This is a genomic window from Streptomyces sp. YJ-C3 (genome assembly GCF_053891275.1).
Genome location: NZ_CM132685.1, coordinates 5,999,632 through 6,019,866 on the forward strand (window position 1 = coordinate 5,999,632; position 20,235 = coordinate 6,019,866).

Annotated in this window: 17 protein-coding genes; 1 reads left to right on the plus strand and 16 read right to left on the minus strand. The window is 71.7% G+C overall.

Annotation, left to right across the window (positions count from 1 at the left end):
* Window positions 1-37: 37 nt before the first annotated feature.
* The 4 genes from ACVHNB_RS26815 to fmt all read right to left on the minus strand — a co-directional run bounded on the left by ACVHNB_RS26815 (window position 38) and on the right by fmt (window position 4,449).
* Window positions 38-1,021 carry a sugar-binding transcriptional regulator gene (locus ACVHNB_RS26815; protein WP_428957720.1) on the minus strand — a complete coding sequence of 328 codons (984 nt, stop codon included), beginning with the start codon at window positions 1,019-1,021 and terminating at the stop codon, window positions 38-40.
* A 157-nt stretch (window positions 1,022-1,178) separates the two neighbouring features.
* Window positions 1,179-1,862: a ribulose-phosphate 3-epimerase gene (gene rpe / locus ACVHNB_RS26820; RefSeq protein ID WP_428955988.1), complete on the minus strand. Its 684-nt coding sequence runs from the start codon at window positions 1,860-1,862 to the stop codon at window positions 1,179-1,181.
* A 108-nt stretch (window positions 1,863-1,970) separates the two neighbouring features.
* Window positions 1,971-3,416 (minus strand): RsmB/NOP family class I SAM-dependent RNA methyltransferase, encoded by a 1,446-nt coding sequence (locus ACVHNB_RS26825; protein WP_456226098.1) that lies wholly within the window; start codon window positions 3,414-3,416, stop codon window positions 1,971-1,973.
* 103 nt (window positions 3,417-3,519) lie between these two features.
* Window positions 3,520-4,449, minus strand: a complete 930-nt coding sequence (fmt, locus tag ACVHNB_RS26830; RefSeq protein ID WP_456226099.1) for a methionyl-tRNA formyltransferase — start codon at window positions 4,447-4,449, stop codon at window positions 3,520-3,522.
* A 268-nt stretch (window positions 4,450-4,717) separates the two neighbouring features.
* On the opposite strand from fmt, the gene ACVHNB_RS26835 reads away from it, so the two are divergent.
* Window positions 4,718-5,260: a hypothetical protein gene (locus ACVHNB_RS26835; protein WP_428955985.1), complete on the plus strand. Its 543-nt coding sequence runs from the start codon at window positions 4,718-4,720 to the stop codon at window positions 5,258-5,260.
* Window positions 5,261-5,323: 63 nt separating this feature from the next.
* Here the strand turns inward: ACVHNB_RS26835 and ACVHNB_RS26840 are convergent, their stop codons facing one another.
* The 12 genes from ACVHNB_RS26840 to ACVHNB_RS26895 form a co-directional block, all read right to left on the minus strand.
* Window positions 5,324-7,471 carry a primosomal protein N' gene (locus ACVHNB_RS26840; RefSeq protein ID WP_456226100.1) on the minus strand — a complete coding sequence of 716 codons (2,148 nt, stop codon included), beginning with the start codon at window positions 7,469-7,471 and terminating at the stop codon, window positions 5,324-5,326.
* Between the two features lie 106 nt (window positions 7,472-7,577).
* Window positions 7,578-8,786 carry a methionine adenosyltransferase gene (metK, locus tag ACVHNB_RS26845; protein WP_428955983.1) on the minus strand — a complete coding sequence of 403 codons (1,209 nt, stop codon included), beginning with the start codon at window positions 8,784-8,786 and terminating at the stop codon, window positions 7,578-7,580.
* 288 nt (window positions 8,787-9,074) lie between these two features.
* Entirely contained in the window at window positions 9,075-10,340 is a 1,266-nt protein-coding gene (coaBC, locus tag ACVHNB_RS26850; RefSeq protein WP_456226101.1) for a bifunctional phosphopantothenoylcysteine decarboxylase/phosphopantothenate--cysteine ligase CoaBC, read from the minus strand.
* Between the two features lie 57 nt (window positions 10,341-10,397).
* Complete coding sequence (gene rpoZ / locus ACVHNB_RS26855) at window positions 10,398-10,670, minus strand: DNA-directed RNA polymerase subunit omega (protein WP_005319902.1); 273 nt, start codon at window positions 10,668-10,670, stop codon at window positions 10,398-10,400.
* 48 nt (window positions 10,671-10,718) lie between these two features.
* Window positions 10,719-11,276 carry a guanylate kinase gene (gmk, locus tag ACVHNB_RS26860; RefSeq protein WP_428955981.1) on the minus strand — a complete coding sequence of 186 codons (558 nt, stop codon included), beginning with the start codon at window positions 11,274-11,276 and terminating at the stop codon, window positions 10,719-10,721.
* Window positions 11,277-11,337: 61 nt separating this feature from the next.
* Window positions 11,338-11,661 carry an integration host factor gene (locus ACVHNB_RS26865; protein WP_026246651.1) on the minus strand — a complete coding sequence of 108 codons (324 nt, stop codon included), beginning with the start codon at window positions 11,659-11,661 and terminating at the stop codon, window positions 11,338-11,340.
* Window positions 11,662-11,931: 270 nt separating this feature from the next.
* Complete coding sequence (pyrF, locus tag ACVHNB_RS26870) at window positions 11,932-12,777, minus strand: orotidine-5'-phosphate decarboxylase (RefSeq protein ID WP_428955980.1); 846 nt, start codon at window positions 12,775-12,777, stop codon at window positions 11,932-11,934.
* On the minus strand, window positions 12,774-13,880 hold the full coding sequence (locus ACVHNB_RS26875; protein ID WP_428955979.1) for a quinone-dependent dihydroorotate dehydrogenase: 1,107 nt from the start codon (window positions 13,878-13,880) through the stop codon (window positions 12,774-12,776). Before ACVHNB_RS26875 ends, pyrF begins: the two co-directional genes overlap by 4 nt.
* A 55-nt stretch (window positions 13,881-13,935) precedes the next feature.
* On the minus strand, window positions 13,936-17,244 hold the full coding sequence (carB, locus tag ACVHNB_RS26880; protein ID WP_428955978.1) for a carbamoyl-phosphate synthase large subunit: 3,309 nt from the start codon (window positions 17,242-17,244) through the stop codon (window positions 13,936-13,938).
* Window positions 17,237-18,379, minus strand: coding sequence for a glutamine-hydrolyzing carbamoyl-phosphate synthase small subunit (gene carA, locus ACVHNB_RS26885; RefSeq protein WP_456226102.1), 1,143 nt, complete (start codon window positions 18,377-18,379; stop codon window positions 17,237-17,239). The genes carB and carA overlap by 8 nt, the downstream gene beginning before the upstream one ends.
* Complete coding sequence (locus ACVHNB_RS26890) at window positions 18,376-18,948, minus strand: PH-like domain-containing protein (protein WP_456226103.1); 573 nt, start codon at window positions 18,946-18,948, stop codon at window positions 18,376-18,378. Before ACVHNB_RS26890 ends, carA begins: the two co-directional genes overlap by 4 nt.
* On the minus strand, window positions 18,945-20,231 hold the full coding sequence (locus ACVHNB_RS26895) for a dihydroorotase (protein ID WP_428955975.1): 1,287 nt from the start codon (window positions 20,229-20,231) through the stop codon (window positions 18,945-18,947). The genes ACVHNB_RS26890 and ACVHNB_RS26895 overlap by 4 nt, the downstream gene beginning before the upstream one ends.
* Window positions 20,232-20,235: the final 4 nt, after the last annotated feature.

The window sequence follows — 20,235 nt, forward strand, 5'->3', positions numbered from 1 at the left end:
CGGGGCGGCGCCCCGAGACCTCAGCCCCGGTCCGGAGTCACACCCCGTCCGGGTCGGCCCGCTGCAGCGCGGGCTTGGGCGCGGACCCGGCGGTCAGCAAGAAGTCAGCCGCGGCGGTGTCGGTGACGAGGCTGGTCACCAGCCCCGACCGCAGCACCGCGTCGATGGCGGCAGCCTTCCGCTGCCCGCCCGCGATGGCCACGACCTCCGGTATCCGCCGCAGCCGGTCCGCCTCGACGGTGATGCACCGCTCCCCCAGGTCACGCCCGACCCGGCGCCCCTGCGCGTCGAAGAGGTGCGCGGACATCTCGGCGGCGACGCCGAGGGACGCGTAGTGCGCGCGCTCCTCGTCGCTGAGCATGTCGTGCACGGTCGAGATGCCGGGCTCCCACGAGCCGATCGACACACACGCCACGGTGACCTTGTCGAAGTACTCGAAGGCCCGCGCGATCCCCGTCTGGTCACGCAGCGCGGCCGCGGTGGCCGCGTCCGGCAGCAGCATGGGGGCGTAGATCGGGTGGGCGTCGCCGCCCGACACCTGCGCGGCACGGCGCACGGCCTCGACGGAGCCGCGCTCCGCGGTCCCGGCGTCGTACACCCCCGTCAACTGCACGACGGTGCACGGCGGGAGCCGGTCGAGGGCCGCGGCCATGTGGATGGTGGAGCGGCCCCAGGCGAGGCCGAGGACATCGCCCTCGGTCACCAGTTCGCCGAGCAGATCCGCGGCGACCTCGCCGAGGTTCTCGGGGTCGGGCGACTCCTCCGCCTCGGCCGGCGACTCGACGACGACCGCGTGCCGCAGACCGTAGCGGGCGCGCAACGCGTCGGAGCGCTCGGCGTCCAGCTCGGCCGGGACCCGGATCTCGATCCGTACGAGATCTCGTTCGAGGGCGGTCTCCAGGACCCGGGCCACCTTGAAGCGGCTGACGCCGAACTCCTCGGCGATCTGGATCTTGGACTTGCCCTCTAGGTAGAAGCGACGGGCCATGGCCGCCGCCTGCACCAGCTCCGCGGGTCCCATCCGCAGGGCTGACCGACCCGCCGATGATGCGGACACGGCGATCTCCTCACTGCTCTTCTGCACGACTCACTGCGTTCACAACCTGGATACGCCGTTCATCCTTGCAGATCCGGCGGGCTTGATCAGCCCTGATGAAAGCCGTTCACGTATCTGTGGCTCAGTGGCCGCACGCCCAGGCGGCCGAAGCGGTGGCGCTCTCGGCCTGCGTGCGCAATGCACGTACCGCCTCTGCCGGGTCCTTCGCCCCGTATACCGCCGATCCGGCGACGAAGACGTCGGCCCCGGCCTCGGCGCACCGCTCGATCGTCGACGCGGAGACGCCGCCGTCGACCTGGAGCCACAGCTCCAGTCCGTGCTTCGCGATCAGCTCACGGGTGCGCCGGATCTTCGGCAGCATGATGTCGAGGAACGCCTGCCCGCCGAAACCGGGCTCCACGGTCATGATCAGGAGCATGTCCAGCTCGGGGAGCAGGTCCTCGTACGGCTCGATGGGCGTCGCCGGCTTGAGGGCCATGGACGCGCGGGCCCCCTTGGCGCGGATCTCGCGGGCGAGGCGGACCGGGGCGGCGGCGGCCTCGGCGTGGAAGGTGACGGAGCCGGCCCCCGCTTCGACGTACTGGGGAGCCCACCGATCGGGGTTCTCGATCATCAGATGGCAGTCCAGCGGGGTGTCCGTCGCACGCGCCAGGGACTCTACGATCGGCACCCCCAGCGTGAGGTTCGGGACGAAGTGGTTGTCCATGACGTCGACATGGAGCCAGTCGGCGCCCTCGACGGCCTTGGCCTCGTCGGCAAGGCGGGCGAAGTCCGCGGACAGGATGCTGGGGTTGATCTGAGCCATGCACCAAGCCTGCCATGCCCGGCACCCGTTGCCCGCCCCGGTCCGTACCAGGGCCTGATAACGATGCCGAGCCGTGCCCTTCCGTGCCGTGCCGGGCGCGCGCGGACCTCAGCCGGTGCGCCGGATCAGCGCCAGGTACATCGCGTCCGTGCCGTGCAGATGCGGCCACAGCTGGACGTCCGGGCCGTCCCCGAGCCCGGGCACGCCCTCCATCATCGGCCGCGCGTCGATGAGTTCGGCCCCGTCGACCGACTTCAGCACGTCGTCGACGACGGCCCGCGTCTCGGCCAGGTGCGGGGAGCACGTGGCGTATCCGACGACGCCGCCGACGCGCACGGACTCAAGTGCCGTACGCAGCAGGGACCGTTGCAGCGGGGCGAACCCGTCCAGGTCCTCCGGGCGACGCCGCCAGCGCGCCTCGGGGCGGCGGCGCAGGGCGCCGAGCCCGGTGCAGGGCACGTCCATCAGGACCCGGTCGAACGTGCCGGGGTTCCACGGGGGACGCGTGCCGTCCGCGGCGATCACCTGGTACGGGCCCGGGTTCCCGTCGAGCGCCTTCGCGACGAGCCCGGCCCGGTGCGGCTGCTTCTCGGAGGCGAGCAGCGTCGCCCCGCGCCCGGCGGCGAGCCCGGCCAGCATCGCGGCCTTGCCGCCGGGGCCCGCGCACCCGTCCAGCCACTTCTCGTCCGGCCCCTCCAGCGGAGCGTTCGCGAGCGCGAGCGCGACGAGCTGGCTGCCCTCGTCCTGCACACCGGCCAGGCCGGACCGCACGACGTCGAACGAGCCCGGCTCGCCGCCCTCGGTGAGCCGCACGGCGTACGGGGACCAGCGGCCGGGCAGCCCGGATTCCTCGCCCACCTCGGCGAGCACGGCCTCGGCCGTGGTCCGTCCGGGCCGCGCCACGAGCGTCACCTCGGGCCGCTCGTTGTCGGCCTCCAGCAGGTCCTCGATCCCGGCGCGGCTGCCGCCCAGGGAGTCCCAGAGCGCCGAGACGACCCATCGCGGATGCGAATGCACCACGGCGAGATGGTCCTCGGGGTCCTCGTCGTACGCCGGCGCGACCCGCTCCAGCCAGGCGTCGAGATCGTGCTGCGAGACCTTGCGCAGCACGGCGTTGACGAACTTGGCCCGCCCGTCGCCGAGCACCACCCGCGCCAGCTCCACGGACGCGGACACCGCGGCGTGGGTGGGGATGCGGGTGCCGAGCAGCTGGTGCACCCCGAGGTTCAGCACGTCGAGGACCGGCGGGTCGACCTCGCGCAGCGGCCGGTCGATGCAGGCCGCCACGATCGCGTCGTAGGTGCCCTGGCGGCGCAGCGTCCCGTACACGAGCTCGGTGGCGAGAGCGGCGTCCCGCGCGTCGAAGTCGCCCTTCGCGCGGGCCTTGCGCAGCAGCGGGGGCAGCACGAGGTTCGCGTACGCGTCCCGCTCGTCGACCGCGCGCAGCGCCTCGAAGGCGAGGATCCGCACGGGGTCCTTCTTCGGGCGGCGGTGGGGCTTGCCGGGCCTGCCCGGGCGACGGTTCGGCTGCGACGAGGTCGGCTGGTCGTTCAAAGGTGCTCCGCTGGTGGGATCGTACGGGCGGTACGCAGAGGTCGTACGCCGAGGTGAACCCTCTCAGCGTACGACCCGGCCTCCGCAGGGGCGCCCGCGGGCCTCAGCCCAGGCGCTCGCCGGACCCGATGCGCACCCCGCGCGCCCAGTCGGCGGCGGCCATCGGCTTCTTGCCCTGGGCCTGCACCCACAGCAGCTCGACGGCGTGCGAGCCGGTGCCCACGTACAGGTTCTTCTTGCCGACGCCCAGCTCGCCCGGCGCCAGGTCCGTGTGGTCGGGCGCGAGCACCGCGGTGCGCACCTTCAGGCGCTCGCCGCGGAACTCGGTCCAGGCGCCGGGGGCCGGAGTGCAGCCGCGCACCACGCGGTCGACGCGCAGCGCGGGCGCGTTCCAGTCGATCCGGGCGTCCTCGACGGTGATCTTCGGGGCGAGCGAGACGCCGTCGGCGGGCTGCGGCACGGCCTGGAGCGAGCCGTCCTCGATGCCGTCCATCGTCGCGACGAGCAGCCCGGCGCCCGCGAAGGCGAGCCGGGTCAGCAGATCGCCGCTGGTGTCGGTGGACCGGACCGCCTCGGTCACGGTGCCGTACACGGGGCCGGAGTCCAGCCCCTCCTCGATGAGGAAGGTGGACGCCCCGGTGATCTCGTCGCCCGCCATGACCGCGTGCTGCACGGGCGCCGCACCGCGCCAGGCGGGCAGCAGCGAGAAGTGCAGATTGACCCAGCCGCGGGTCGGCACGTCGAGGGCGGTCTTCGGCAGCAGCGCCCCGTACGCGACGACGGGGCAGCAGTCGGGGCCGATCTCGCGCAGCCGGGCGAGGAACTCCTCGTCGCGCGGCTTGGCGGGCTTGAGCACCTCGATGCCGGCCTCCTCGGCCCGCTCCGCGACCGGGCTCGCGACCAGGCGGCGGCCGCGCCCCGCGGGGGCGTCGGGCCGGGTGACGACGGCGGCGATCTCGTGCCGGTCGGAGGCGATCAGGGCGTCCAGAGCGGGAACGGCGACCTCGGGGGTGCCGGCGAAGACGAGCTTCATCGGTGGCTAACGGCCTCTCGGGGCAGGGTCACGGGCAGCGCACCAGTCTATGGCGATGCTTCATGGGGCACACATGGGGCGCACGCCTGAACGTGCGCCCTGCGCATATGCGGATACGCCGGAACAGCGTGACCCCTCACTGAATGGCGCGTTGGTCAAGAAAGAGTTGACCAACCAATGGGCCGTGATCACTCGATCGTCAGCGCAGGCTGACGCTCGCTGCGATCGCGTCCCCATCCTTTTCATCGCCGGTTCGAGAGGCTTGTCAATGGCCGACCACGCAACCCACGACGCCCAGGCACGGGCCACCCTGCACCTCCTGGTACGGGACATCGAGCGGGTCCGCCGCCAGGTGGACGCGCTGCGCACCCTCACCGCGCAGCTCGGCAACGTCTACCGCCCGCGCCGCTCCGGCCCCTCCGCGGGGTTCGTCGTCTACGGGAGGGCGCCCGCCCCGACCGTCCGTCTCGCCCAGGAACTGCGGGACAGCGTCGAGACCCTGGTGACCGCCGCCGTGGACTTCGACCGTTCGCTGGGTTTCTCGTGGGACGCGGTGGGCTCCGCGCTCGGGGTGACCAAGCAGGCGGTGCACCGTCGGTACGGGGCCCGCAGGGCGGCCACGCAGGCCGCGGCGGACGCCGAGCGCGCCACGGACAGTCCCGCGCCGACCCGCCCCGCCCTGCCGCTGGGCGCCGGACCGCTGCCGTCGGTGCCCGCGGCCCGCTCGATGCCGACCCAGCCGACCGCGGGCAGCACGGGCCTGCGGGACGAGGCGCGGCCGAGCGCCTTCCCCGGTCCGCGCAACGGCTGAGCCGACATCCGACTGCCTCCCCGCATCGCACGTCCGGGGAGGCAGAGGCATGTCGGCGTCTGATCAGCCGATGTCGAGGGGGTCCACCCGGATCCGCACCGGCTCGATCCCGCCGCGCGCCATCCGCGCCGCCTGAGCCTGCTTGAGGGCACGGGCCAGCGCCGCGCCACTGCCCGGCGGCACCCGCACCAGCACCCGCTCCCACTGCTCCCCGGCCGGTGGCGCCCCCGGCCGCCGGGCGGCTCCCGGACCGGCCTCGGGCACCGGCACAGGTCCGAGCACCTCCGCGTCCGCGGGCAGTTCGACCGCGCCGAGAAACCCGTGCAGGGCTTCCGGGGTCCCGCTCACCGACGCCATCCGGGACACCGGCGGGAACCCCAGCTCGGCCCGGTCGGCGAGCTCGCGCACCGCGTGCCCCACCGGATCCCAGCGCACCAGGGCCTGCACGGGCCGCAGCGTCGGCTCCGCCATGATCACCACGGTGCCTCCCGCCTCCTGGGGCCGGACCAGCGCCGACGCGGCGATCCAGCGGCGCAGCGCGTCCTCCCCCGCCCGCAGATCGGGCCGCCCGAGCATGGCCCACCCGTCGAGCAGCAGCGCCGCGGCGTACCCGCCCTCGGCGACGGGCTCGGCGCCCGGTGTGCTGACGACCAGCGCGGGCGCGCCCGACACCGTGTCGAGCACCTGCTCACGGCCCGATGTCCGCACCGGCACCGTGGAGAAGGCCCGGCCGAGCTCCTCGGCGGTGCGCCGCGCTCCGACGACCTGGGCGCGCAACCGGGAGCCGCCGCACTCGGCGCAGTGCCAGTTCGCCTCGTCCCGGCCGCACCAGCCGCAGGCCAGCACACCGGTCGCCTCCCGCGCCTCCAGCGGGCCCGCGCAGTGCCGGCACCGGGCGGGCTCCCGGCACCGCTGACAGGCCAGGCGCGGCACATATCCGCGCCGTGGCACCTGCACGAGCACCGGCCCGTCGCGCAGGGCGGTCCGCGCCACGTCCCAGGCGATGCTCGGCAGCCGGGCGGCACGGGCGGCCTCGTCGCGGGCGACGTCCAGGTCTCCCACGGTCCGTACCAGCGGGGCCACCCGCCGCACGGCGTCCCGGGGCGCGGCGACAGCGGCGGCCCAGCCGCTGCGCACGAGCTGCGCGGCCTCGACCGTGCAGCTCCAACTCCCCAGCAGGAAGGCGCACTTGTCCCGGGCGGCCCGCAGTTCGAGGACCTCCCGTACATGCGGGAAGGGCGCATGGTCGTCGCTGTGATGGGAGTCCCCGTCGTCCCACACCACGACCAGCCCCGGATCGCGCACGGGAGCGAACATGGCGGCCCGGGTCCCCACCACGGCCCGCACGGCCCCCCGCCGCACGGCGAGCCACTCCTGGTACCGGCGCTGCTGCCCGGCGTCGGCGGTCAGCAGGGCGTGCTGCCCCTCCCCCAGCGCCTCGCGCAGCGCGGCGTCGACCCGCGCCGCGAGCCGCACGGTCGGCACCACCACGAGCGCCCCGCGCCCCGATGCCAGGGTCGCCTGCACGGCCCGCGCGATCTCCGCGGCCCACTCGGGCCCGGGCAGCGCGGTCCACACGGCGCGCGGAGCGCCTCCGGCGGCGAGGGACGTCAGCAGATCGGCGCCCCGTTCGTACCGCTGCCAGGAGCCGGGCTCGGGCGCGGGCGGGGCCGGCGGCGGTGCCGGGAACTCGCGGGCCTCGGCCTTGGCATGCCGGGGCGGGACCGCGAGCTGCAGCACGTCCGCGAGGCTCCCCGCGTACCGGTCGGCCACGGCCCGGGTCAGTCCCAGCAGTGCGGCGTCGAGCACCGGCTCGGGCGACAGCACCTGCGCCAGAGCGGCCAGGGGGCCCTGGTACTCGGCCTCGGCGACCCGCTCGACCAGGAACCCGTCGATCAGGCCGCCGCCCTCGCGCCGCCCGTCCCGCACGTTCTTCGCACCCGCGCCGAACCGCACCCGCACCCGCACTCCGGGCTGCGCGACGGCGTCCAGTTCCTCCGGGACCGCGTACTCGAAGTACCGGTCGAGATGCAGCACTCCCTTGTCGACGAGCACCCGCGCCACCGGCAGTTCCTTGGCGAGCGCCGCCCCCCGCCAGGTCCGCGGCTTCGCCTTCGGCGCCTTCGCCCTGCGCACGCTCTTCCGGATGAACGCAAGCTGCTCCGGCTCGCCGCCGGCGGGCTCCTCGGGCGTGTCGTTCTCGCTGCTCACAGGTGCATTCCTACCAGAGGGGACCGACAGCGAACGGCCTGGGAAAACGCCGGGGCCCGGCCCTCCCGAAGGAGAGCCGGGCCCGCGGAGGTCAGCCGCCCGGGACTTACAGCCCCGCGGCCTTGCGCAGCGCGTCCACCCGGTCCGTCTTCTCCCAGGTGAAGTCGGGCAGCGCGCGCCCGAAGTGGCCGTAGGCGGCCGTCTGGGAGTAGATCGGGCGGAGCAGGTCGAGGTCACGGATGATCGCGGCCGGGCGGAGGTCGAAGACCTCACTGATCGCGGCCTCGATCTTGTCCGTGTCGACGGTGTTCGTGCCGAAGGTCTCCACGAAGAGACCGACCGGCTCGGCCTTGCCGATCGCGTACGCGACCTGGACCTCGCAGCGCGCGGCGAGACCGGCGGCCACCACGTTCTTGGCGACCCAGCGCATCGCGTACGCGGCGGAGCGGTCGACCTTGGACGGGTCCTTGCCGGAGAAGGCGCCGCCGCCGTGCCGGGCGTAGCCGCCGTACGTGTCGATGATGATCTTGCGGCCGGTGAGGCCGGCGTCGCCCATCGGGCCGCCGATCTCGAAGCGGCCGGTCGGGTTGACCAGCAGGCGGTAGCCCTCGGTCTCCAGCTTGATGCCGTCCTCGAGGAGGGCCTTCAGCTCGGGCTCGACGACGAACTCGCGGATGTCGGGGGCGAGCAGCGAGTCCAGGTCGATGTCCGACGCGTGCTGCGAGGAGACGACGACCGTGTCGAGGCGGACGGCCTTGTCGCCGTCGTACTCGATGGTGACCTGGGTCTTGCCGTCGGGACGCAGGTAGGGGATCGTGCCGTTCTTGCGGACCTCGGAGAGGCGGCGCGACAGGCGGTGCGCGAGGTGGATCGGGAGCGGCATCAGCTCCGGCGTCTCGTCGCACGCGTAGCCGAACATCAGGCCCTGGTCGCCCGCGCCCTGCTTGTCGAGCTCGTCCTCGTCGCCCTCGACACGCTTCTCGTACGCCGTGTCGACGCCCTGCGCGATGTCGGGGGACTGCGAGCCGATGGAGACGGAGACGCCGCAGGAAGCGCCGTCGAAGCCCTTCTTCGAGGAGTCGTAGCCGATCTCGAGGATCTTCTCGCGCACGAGCTGCGCGATCGGCGCGTACGCCTTGGTGGTGACCTCGCCGGCCACGTGCACGAGGCCCGTGGTGATCAGCGTCTCGACGGCGACGCGGGACGTGGGGTCCTCGCGCAGCAGCGCGTCGAGAATGGTGTCGCTGATCTGGTCAGCGATCTTGTCGGGGTGACCCTCGGTCACGGACTCCGAGGTGAACAGGCGACGGGACACAACGCTCCCTGTGGTTGCAGCGGCTGCTGGCTGATCATTGATGGACTGCCGGGGGCTGCGCCCGGCGGCGTCCGAGACCAGTTTATCGGTCACGCTCGGCCGCCGGACCCCGCGTCTCGCCACTTGGGAGCGCTGTGACCTGCGACACCGCATTCTGCGATACGACGATCGGTCTCCGGAAGACCATGGAGCGCCCGAAATTGCCGAGTTTCCAGGGATTCGGGGCGCCCGAAGGGGCGAACGTGGTTTTTCCCTCACTCCGGAGGCGGGGCCGGTTTCACCCGGATTTCATCCGGCGTTGTCCGCCGGGGCGACGCGACGGACGACCTCGTCCCAGATCCGGTCGGCGAGCGCTTCCTTCGGGCCGTGCGGGACCTGCGCCTCGCTGCCGTCGGCGCCCAGGATCACGGCCTCGTTCTCCTCGGAGCCGAAGGTCTTGCGCTCCCCGACCTCGTTGACGACGAGCAGGTCGCAGCCCTTGCGGGCGAGTTTGGCGCGGCCGTTGGCGAGTACGTCGTCGGTCTCCGCGGCGAAGCCGACGACCACCTGGCCGGGTCGCGGCCGGTCGGCGGAGACCTCGGCGAGGATGTCCGGATTGCGGACGAGCGCGATCGGGGCGGGCTCCTCGCCGTCCTTCTTCTTGATCTTGCCGCTCGCGTACACCTCGGGGCGGAAGTCGGCGACGGCCGCGGCCATGACGACCGCGTCGGCGTCGGCGGCGGCCTTGAGGACCGCCTCGCGCAGCTGCACGGCCGTGCCCACGTGGACGACGTCGACGCCCGCCGGGTCGGGCAGGGCCGCGTTGGCGGACAGCAGGGTGACGCGGGCCCCGCGGGCGGCCGCCGTGCGGGCGAGTGCGTAGCCCTGCTTGCCGGAGGAGCGGTTGCCGAGGAAGCGGACCGGGTCGAGGGGCTCGCGGGTGCCGCCGGCGCTGACGACGACGTGCTTGCCGGCCAGGTCGGACACGGCCGCGTCGGCACCGCGCGCCAGCACCCGGCGGACGTACTCGAAGATCTCCGCCGGGTCCGGGAAGCGGCCCTTGCCGGTGTCGACGCCGGTCAGGCGCCCGACCGCGGGCTCGATGACGAGGGCGCCGCGGCGGCGCAGGGTGGCGACGTTCTCCTGGGTCGCCGGGTGCTCCCACATCTCGGTGTGCATGGCGGGTGCGAAGACGACCGGACAGCGGGCGGTGAGCAGGGTGTTCGTGAGGAGGTCGTCGGCGAGGCCGTGGGCCGCCTTGGCGAGCATGTCGGCGGTGGCCGGGGCGACGACCACGAGGTCGGCGTGCTGGCCGATCCGGACGTGCGGGACCTCGTGGACGGAGTCCCAGACCTCGGTGGAGACCGGGTTGCCGGACAGGGCCGACCAGGTCGCGGCGCCGACGAAGTGCAGCGCCGAGTCCGTGGGGACGACGCGCACGTCGTGGCCGGACTCGGTGAGGCGTCGCAGCAGTTCACACGCCTTGTAGGCGGCGATTCCGCCACTCACCCCCAGGACGACCTTGGGCTTGTCCACTGTCCGTGCCTCCCCGCACTCGAAAACGTACGACTCCATGACACACCACAGGCCCGGCAGGAGCACTGCCGGGCCTGTGGTGACGCGAACCGGGTGTTACTGAGCCGGGCCCTCGATGGCCTCGGACGTCAGCAGACCCGCGTTGATCTCACGAAGGGCGATCGAGAGCGGCTTCTCGTGGACGTGGGTGTCCACCAGCGGGCCGACGTACTCGAGCAGGCCTTCACCGAGCTGCGAGTAGTACGCGTTGATCTGACGCGCGCGCTTGGCGGCGTAGATGACCAGGCTGTACTTCGAGTCGGTTGCCTCGAGAAGCTCATCAATCGGCGGGTTGATGATGCCCTCGGGCGCGGTGATGGAAGAGGACACGCTCTGCCTTCCGATGGGTAAAGACTGGGGTGAGAACTACGGTGAAGATCAAACAACTTTCATCAAGGCTAGCAGCTCACGCGCCACGTCCTCGACGGAGGTGTTGACCAGGGTGGTGTCGAACTCCGCTTCGGCGGCCAGTTCCACCTTGGCGGCCGCGAGCCGGCGCTCGATGACCTCTGGCGCCTCGGTGCCGCGCCCGGTGAGCCGGCGGACCAGCTCCTCCCAGCTCGGCGGGGCGAGGAAGACCAGCTGCGCCTCGGGCATCGACTCGCGGACCAGGCGCGCGCCCTGCAGATCGATCTCGAGGAGGACGGGCTCGCCCGCCTCGAGGCGCTCGAGGACGGCGCGGCGCGGGGTGCCGTAGCGGTTTCCCGCGAATTCGGCCCACTCAAGGAGCTCGCCGTTGGCGATCAGCTTGTCCATCTCCTCGTCGGTGACGAAGAAGTAGTGGACACCGTGCTGCTCGCCGGGGCGCGGCTTGCGGGTCGTCGCCGACACCGAGAGCCAGACCTCGGGGTGTTCCTTGCGCATATGGACGACGACCGTGCTCTTGCCGACCCCGGAGGGGCCGGAGAGCACGGTCAGCCGCGGACGTTCACTCATGCAGCGATTATTCCAGTTGTTCCGGAGTGCCCGGACCAGCCCTCGGGCCGGCCAGTGGCGCTCAGGCTCCGGTGCTGCCGAACTCGCGCTCCAGGGAGGCGATCTGGTTGGAACCGAGACCGCGCACCCGGCGGGATTCGGAGATCCCGAGACGCTCCATGATCTGCTTGGCGCGGACCTTGCCCACGCCCGGCAGGGACTCGAGGAGGGCGGAGACCTTCATCTTGCCGATGACGTCGTTCTCCTGGCCCTGCTTGATGACCTCGTGGAGGGAGGCGCCGGAGTGCTTGAGTCGATTCTTCACCTCGGCCCGCTCCCGGCGAGCCGCGGCGGCCTTTTCGAGCGCGGCTGCGCGCTGTTCAGGGGTAAGGGGCGGAAGAGCCACGCCTACGTCACCTCGGATGTCGAACTTGTCGGATACGGACCGGTGAGGAACCTAGTAGCCCCACACCTGGGGAGCAACGAGCAACGCGCTCGCCCGTTCGCTCTCGACGGAGACTAGCGGCCAAGGCCGTCCGAGTCAGCGAGAACAGCGGAAAAGTCCTGGTCAGCCTCGCTCGAGCTGTGCATTTCAGACATAACGACCAGTAATCCGGTCAGGATTCGGACGCGAGGCCCAAGGTCGGCACGGAGTGCCACCCCCGGGTACCCCTCATCAGGCGTCCGCGACCGCCTCGCGCACCTCGTCCGCGAACCGCACGGCCGCGTCCCGCAGCGCGGTCACGGACGGCCCCGCCTTGAGGACTCCCCGGCTCACGTTCGGTACGACGTTGCGCGCGGCCGCGCCGAACACCGTGGGGAGATCGGCGGCCGTGGCGCCCTGCGCGCCGATGCCGGGCGCGAGGAGCGGACCGTTGATGTCCAGCTCGTACGAGGACAGGTCCCCGAGGGTCGCGCCGACGACCGCGCCGAAGGAGCCCATGGGGCTCTCCCCCGCGTTCTCCTCGGCCAGGTGCGCGAGCATGGTCGCGCCCACGTTGCGGCCGTCCGCGCGTACGGCGTGCTGGACCTCGCCGCCCTCCGGGTTGGAGGTGAGCGCGAGGACGAAGAGGCCCGCGCCGGACTCGCGCGCGAGGTCGACGGCCGGCTTCAGGGACCCGTAGCCGAGGTACGGGGACACCGTCAGCGCGTCCGAGAACAGCGGGGAGTCCTTGTGCAGGAAGGTCTCCGCGTACGCGGCCATGGTGGAGCCGATGTCGCCGCGCTTGGCGTCCATGACGACGAGGGTGCCCGCGGCCCGCAGATCGGCGACCGCGCGCTCCAGGACGGCGACGCCGCGCGAGCCGAACCGCTCGAAGAACGCCGACTGCGGCTTCACGACGGCGACGGTGTCGGCCAGCGCCTCGACGGTCGTGCGGGTGAAGGACTCCAGGCCGGCGATGTCGTCGTTCAGGCCCCAGGAGGAGAGCAGGGCGGCGTGCGGGTCGATGCCGACGCAGAGCGGGCCGCGCTCGTCCATGACACGGCGCAGGCGGGCGCCGAAGGGTTCCAGTGCGGTCATGCGGCTTCCGCCTTCTTCACATCGGCGCCGATCGCGTCGGCGAGCGTGGTGTACGGGGAGTTGTTCAGGCGGGCGGCGAGGCCCTTGTGGATCGCGCGGGCGTAGAACGGGCCCTCGTAGATGAAGGCCGAGTAGCCCTGGATGAGCGTGGCGCCGGCGAGGATGCGCTGCCAGGCGTCCTCGGCGTTCTCGATGCCTCCGACGCCCACGAGGGTGATCCGGTCCCCCACGCGCGCGTAGAGGCGCCTGAGGACCTCCAGGGAGCGTTCCTTGAGGGGAGCGCCGGACAGGCCGCCGGTCTCGTTCACGACGTCGCCCTTGGTGGCGAGGCCCTCGCGCTTGATGGTGGTGTTCGTGGCGATGATGCCGTCCAGGCCGAGTTCGACGGCGAGGTCGGCGACCGCGTCGATGTCCTCGTCGGCAAGGTCGGGCGCGATCTTCACGAGCAGCGGGACGCGGCGCGCGCGCACGGTGCGGTCGGCGGCCTCGCGCACGGCGGTCAGCAGCGGGCGCAGCGCCTCGGTGGCCTGGAGGTTGCGCAGGCCCGGGGTGTTGGGCGACGAGACGTTGACGACGAGGTAGTCGGCGAAGGCCGCGAGGCGCTCGGTGGACTTCACGTAGTCGCCGACGGCCTCCGCCTCGGGGACGACCTTGGTCTTGCCGATGTTCACGCCGACCGTGGTCCTGAACACCGGGTTACGGGAGGCCAGGCGGGCGGCGACGGCCAGCGAGCCCTCGTTGTTGAAGCCCATGCGGTTGATCAGGGCGCGGTCCGGGACGAGCCGGAAGAGGCGCTTCTTGGGGTTGCCGGGCTGCGGCTCACCGGTGACGGTGCCGATCTCGATGTGGTCGAAGCCGAGCATCGACATGCCGTCGATGGCGATGGCGTTCTTGTCGAAGCCCGCGGCGAGTCCGAAAGGACCGTGCATACGAAGACCGAGGGCCTCCGTGCGCAGCTCCTTGTAGCGGGGCGCGAGGGCGGCCGCCACGAAGGTGCGCAGAACGGGGGTGCGGGCCGCGAGGCGGATCCACCGGAAGGCCAGGTAGTGGGCCTTCTCGGGGTCCATGCGCTTGAAGACGAGGTTGAAGAACAGCTTGTACATGATGGTGTCCTCATGAAGAGGGGGACACCGTTTCCGGTGTCCCCCTCTTGGGTTGCTAGTCGCGGGCCGCGGTCAGGTGTTCCGCGTGTTCCTGCAGTGAACGGACGCCCACGTCACCGTGGTTGAGGGCGTCGATGCCCTGGACGGCGGCGGCGAGTGCCTGGACCGTCGTGAGGCACGGCACGGAGCGGGCCACCGCCGCCGTACGGATCTCGTAGCCGTCGAGGCGGCCGCCGGTGCCGTACGGGGTGTTGACGATGAGGTCGACGTCGCCCGCGTGGATCAGCTGGACGATCGTCTTCTCGCCGTTCGGGCCCTCGCCCTCGGACTGCTTGCGCACGATCGTGGCGTTGATGCCGTTGCGCTTGAGGACCTCGGCGGTGCCGGACGTGGCGAGCAGCTCGAAGCCGTGGGCGACGAGCTCGCGCGCCGGGAAGATCATCGAGCGCTTGTCGCGGTTGGCGACGGAGATGAACGCCCGGCCCTTCGTCGGCAGCGGCCCGTAGGCGCCTGCCTGCGACTTGGCGTACGCCGTGCCGAAGACGGAGTCGATGCCCATGACCTCGCCGGTGGAGCGCATCTCCGGGCCGAGGACCGTGTCGACGCCGCGGCCGTGGATGTCGCGGAAGCGCGACCACGGCATGACGGCCTCCTTGACGGAGATCGGCGCGTCGAGCGGCAGCGTGCCGCCGTCGCCGGTCTTCGGGAGCAGGCCCTCGGCGCGCAGCTCGGCGACAGTGGCGCCCAGCGAGATGCGGGCGGCGGCCTTCGCGAGCGGCACCGCGGTCGCCTTCGAGGTGAAGGGGACGGTGCGGGAGGCGCGCGGGTTGGCCTCGAGAACGTAGAGGATGTCCCCGGCCATGGCGAACTGGATGTTGATCAGGCCGCGCACTCCGACGCCCTTGGCGATGGCCTCGGTGGAGGCGCGCAGGCGCTTGATGTCGAAGCCGCCGAGCGTGATCGGGGGCAGGGCGCACGCCGAGTCGCCGGAGTGGATGCCGGCCTCCTCGATGTGCTCCATGACGCCGCCGAGGTAGAGCTCCTCGCCGTCGTACAGGGCGTCGACGTCGATCTCGATGGCGTCGTCGAGGAAGCGGTCGACGAGGACCGGCCGCGAGGGGCTGATCTCGGTGGACTCCTCGATGTACGCGGACAGGCGGGTCTCGTCGTAGACGATCTCCATGCCGCGGCCGCCGAGCACGTAGGACGGGCGGACCAGGACCGGGTAGCCGATCTCGTCGGCGATGGCCTTGGCCTCGGCGAACGTGGTGGCGGTGCCGTGCTTCGGGGCCGGGAGGCCGGCCTCGGCGAGCACCCGGCCGAAGGCGCCGCGGTCCTCGGCGGCGTGGATCGCCTCCGGGGAGGTGCCGACGACGGGCACGCCGTTGTCCTTGAGGGCCTGGGCGAGGCCGAGCGGGGTCTGGCCGCCGAGCTGGACGACGACGCCCGCGATCGGGCCCGCGAGGGACTCGGCGTGCACGATCTCCAGCACGTCTTCCAGCGTCAGCGGCTCGAAGTACAGGCGGTCGGACGTGTCGTAGTCCGTGGAGACCGTCTCCGGGTTGCAGTTGACCATCACGGTCTCGTAGCCCGCGTCGCTGAGCGCAAAGGAGGCGTGGACGCAGGAGTAGTCGAACTCGATGCCCTGGCCGATGCGGTTCGGGCCGGAGCCGAGGATGATCACCGCGGGCTTGGTGCGCTGCGCGACCTCGGTCTCCTCGTCGTACGAGGAGTAGAAGTACGGCGTCTTGGCGGCGAACTCGGCGGCGCAGGTGTCGACCGTCTTGTAGACCGGGCGCACCCCGAGGGCGTGCCGGACCTCGCGGACGACGTCCTCGCGCAGGCCGCGGATCTCGGCGATCTGGTGGTCGGAGAAGCCGTGGCGCTTGGCCTCGGCGAGCAGGGCCGCGTCGAGGCGCTCGGCCGCCGCGAGCTCGTCGGCGACCTCCTTGATCAGGAAGAGCTGGTCCACGAACCAGGGGTCGATCTTCGTGTAGTCGAAGATCTCCTCGGGCGTGGCGCCGGCCCGGATCGCCTCCATGACGGTGTTGATCCGGCCGTCGGTCGGTCGCACGGCCTCTTCGAGGAGCGCGGTCTTGTCACCGGTCTCACCGATGAAGGTGAACTGCGAGCCCTTCTTCTCCAGGGAGCGCAGGGCCTTCTGGAACGCCTCGGTGAAGTTGCGGCCGATGGCCATGGCCTCGCCGACCGACTTCATGGTCGTGGTGAGGGTGGAGTCGGCCTGCGGGAACTTCTCGAACGCGAAGCGCGGGGCCTTCACGACCACGTAGTCGAGCGTCGGCTCGAAGGAGGCCGGGGTCTTCTCCGTGATGTCGTTCGGGATCTCGTCCAGCGTGTAGCCGACGGCCAGCTTCGCGGCGATCTTGGCGATCGGGAAACCGGTGGCCTTCGACGCGAGCGCCGAGGAGCGCGAGACGCGCGGGTTCATCTCGATGACGATGATGCGGCCGTCGTCGGGGTTGATCGCGAACTGGATGTTGCAGCCGCCGGTGTCGACGCCGACCTCGCGGATGATCGCGATGCCGATGTCGCGCAGCCGCTGGTACTCGCGGTCGGTGAGCGTCATCGAGGGCGCGACGGTGATCGAGTCGCCGGTGTGCACGCCCATCGGGTCGAAGTTCTCGATGGAGCAGACGACCACGACGTTGTCGTTCTTGTCGCGCATCAGCTCCAGCTCGTACTCCTTCCAGCCGAGGATGGACTCCTCCAGGAGCACCTCGGTGGTCGGGGAGAGCGTCAGGCCCTGGCCGGCGATGCGGCGCAGCTCCTCCTCGTCGTGCGCGAAGCCGGAACCGGCGCCGCCCATGGTGAAGGAGGGGCGGACGACGACGGGGTAGCCGCCGAGCGTGTCGACGCCCTTGAGGACGTCGTCCATGGAGTGGCAGATGACCGAGCGGGCGGACTCGCCGTGCCCGATCTTCTTGCGGACCTCCTCCACGACGCCCTTGAAGAGGTCGCGGTCCTCGCCCTTGTTGATCGCCTCGACGTTGGCGCCGATGAGCTCGACGCCGTACTTCTCGAGGACGCCTTGCTCGTGCATGGAGATGGCCGTGTTGAGGGCCGTCTGACCACCGAGGGTCGGGAGCAGCGCGTCGGGGCGCTCCTTGGCGATGATCTTCTCGACGAACTCGGGGGTGATCGGCTCGACGTACGTGGCGTCGGCGATCTCCGGGTCGGTCATGATCGTCGCGGGGTTGGAGTTCACGAGGATGACCCGCAGGCCCTCGGACTTCAGGACGCGGCACGCCTGGGTGCCGGAGTAGTCGAACTCGGCGGCCTGGCCGATGACGATCGGGCCGGAGCCGATGACCAGGACGGACTGGATATCGGAGCGCTTAGGCACGCTGGCCCTCCATCAGGGAAACGAAGCGGTCGAACAGGTAGGCGGCGTCGTGGGGACCGGCCGCCGCCTCCGGGTGGTACTGGACGGAGAAGGCCGGCTGGTCGAGCAGCTGGAGGCCTTCGACGACCTGGTCGTTCAGGCAGACGTGGGAGACCTCGGCGCGGCCGAACTTGGTCTCGCTCACCTTGTCGAGGGGCGCGTCCACGGCGAAGCCGTGGTTGTGCGCGGTGACCTCGACCTTGCCGGTGGTGCGGTCCTGCACCGGCTGGTTGATGCCGCGGTGGCCGTACTTCAGCTTGTACGTGCCGAAGCCGAGGGCGCGGCCGAGGATCTGGTTGCCGAAGCAGATGCCGAACAGCGGCGTCTTGCGCTCCAGGACGGCGGTCATCAGCGCGACCGGTCCTTCGGCGGTGGCCGGGTCGCCCGGGCCGTTGGAGAAGAAGACACCGTCGGGGCTGACGGCGTAGACGTCCTCCGCGGTCGCCGTGGCAGGCAGCACGTGCACCTCGATGCCGCGCTCGGCCATGCGGTGCGGGGTCATGCCCTTGATGCCGAGGTCGACGGCGGCGACGGTGAACTTCTTCTCACCGACGGCCTGGACGACGTAGGCCTCCTTGGTGGCGACCTCCTCGTACAGGCTCAGGCCCTTCATGACGGGCTGGGCCTGGACCTTCTCGACGAGCTCGGCGTCGGCCGGGAGCGTCTCGCCGGAGAAGATGCCGGAGCGCATGGAGCCGCGCTCGCGCAGGTGGCGGGTGAGGGCGCGGGTGTCGATGCCGGAGATGCCGACGATGTTCTGGGCGACCAGCTCGTCGTCGAGCGAGCGCTTCGCGCGCCAGTTGGAGGGGATGCGGGCGGGGTCGCGGACGACGTACCCGGAGACCCAGATGCGGCTCGACTCGTCGTCCTCGTCGTTCCAGCCCGTGTTGCCGATCTGCGGGGCGGTGGCGACCACGATCTGGCGGTCGTACGACGGGTCGGTCAGGGTCTCCTGGTAGCCGGTCATGCCGGTGGAGAACACGGCCTCGCCGAAGGTCTCCCCCACGGCCCCGTAGGCGCGGCCGCGGAACACGCGGCCGTCCTCCAGGACGAGAACGGCGGGAACCTTGCTGGTTCCCCTGGTGGAGGTGGTCATCGTGCGGCGCCTTCCGTCGTGATGTGCGTGTCGATCATGTTGTTGATTGCGGTGACCCAGTCCGCCTGCTCGGCGGCGTGGTCGGAGCGGAAGCCGGAGTCGATCAGCTTGTCGCCGTGCACCCAGGTGACGATCAGCAGACCGCCCTCCGTGAGCACCTTGCCGGCGATGCCCTTGTCGAGCCGGGCCTCGCGCAGCGCCCGCGCCGGGACGAAGAAGTCGGCCGCTCCGGGGCGTACGACGTCCAGACCCTCGTCCGTCAGCGTCAGCTCGACGCGGCTGCGGGTACCGAGGCCGTGCGCCACGATGCGGTCGAGCCACTGCCCCGCGGTGGTGGAGCCGTGGTACCGGCCGCTCAGCTCAAGTTTCACCGGGCCGCGCCCACTCGGCGCGTCGGGCAGCGGCGGCAGGTCGCCCTGCAGGGTGCCGCGCCACTTCCAGCCCTGGCGCATCAGCCAGTAGACGAGCGCGATGAAGAGCAGCAGTCCGACGATCCAGCCGATGCGGTCGGCCCAGTCGGTCACGTCCGCCGACTTCTGTTCGGCGGCCAGGTGCAGCAGAGGTGTCACGCGAGCTTCCCGTCGGCGAGGGTGGCCTTGCCCCGCAGCCAGGTGTGGGTGACGCGCCCCGGCAGCTCACGGCCCTCGTAGGGGGTGTTGCGGCTGCGGGAGGCGAAGCCCGCGGGGTCAACGGCTCCACGGTAGTCGGCGTCGACGAGAACCAGGTTGGCGGGCTCACCTGCCGAGACGGGACGTCCATGGCCGGTGGCCTGCCCGATCTCGGCGGGCTTGACGGACATCCGGTCGGCGACGCCCGCCCAGTCGAGCAGGCCCGTCTCGACCATGGTCTGCTGCACCACGCCGAGCGCGGTCTCCAGGCCGACCATGCCCATGGCGGCGGCGGCCCACTCGCAGTCCTTGTCCTCGTGCGGGTGCGGGGCGTGGTCGGTGGCGACGATGTCGATCGTGCCGTCGGCGAGGGCCTCGCGCAGCGCCATGACGTCCTTCTCGGTGCGCAGCGGCGGGTTCACCTTGTAGACCGGGTTGTACGAGCGCACCAGCTCGTCGGTGAGGAGCAGGTGGTGCGGGGTGACCTCGGCGGTGACGTCGATGCCGCGGGACTTGGCCCAGCGCACGATCTCGACGGACCCGGCGGTCGACAGGTGGCAGATGTGCACCCGGGAGCCGACGTGCTCGGCGAGCAGCACGTCGCGGGCGATGATCGACTCCTCGGCGACGGCGGGCCAGCCGCCCAGGCCCAGCTCGGCGGAGACGGTGCCCTCGTTCATCTGGGCGCCCTCGGTGAGGCGGGGCTCCTGGGCGTGCTGGGCGACGACGCCGCCGAAGGCCTTCACGTACTCCAGGGCACGGCGCATGATCACGGCGTCGTGGACGCACTTGCCGTCGTCGGAGAAGACGGTGACGCCCGCGGCGGACTCGTGCATGGCGCCGAGCTCGGCGAGCTTGCTGCCCTCCAGGCCGACGGTGACGGCGCCGATGGGCTGCACGTCGCAGTAGCCGTGCTCCTGGCCGAGCCGGTAGACCTGCTCGACGACGCCGGCGGTGTCGGCGACCGGGAAGGTGTTGGCCATGGCGAACACGGCGGTGTAGCCGCCGGAGGCGGCGGCCTGCGTGCCGGTCAGGACGGTCTCGGAGTCCTCGCGGCCCGGCTCGCGCAGGTGGGTGTGCAGGTCCACGAGGCCCGGCAGGAGGATCTTGCCGTCGGCCTCGACGACCTCGGCGCCCTCGGCGGACAGGCCGGTGCCGACCTCGGCGATGACGGCACCGTCGATCAGGACGTCCTGCGGCTCGCCGCCGAGCACCTTCGCACCACGGATCAGGATCTTGCTCATGTTC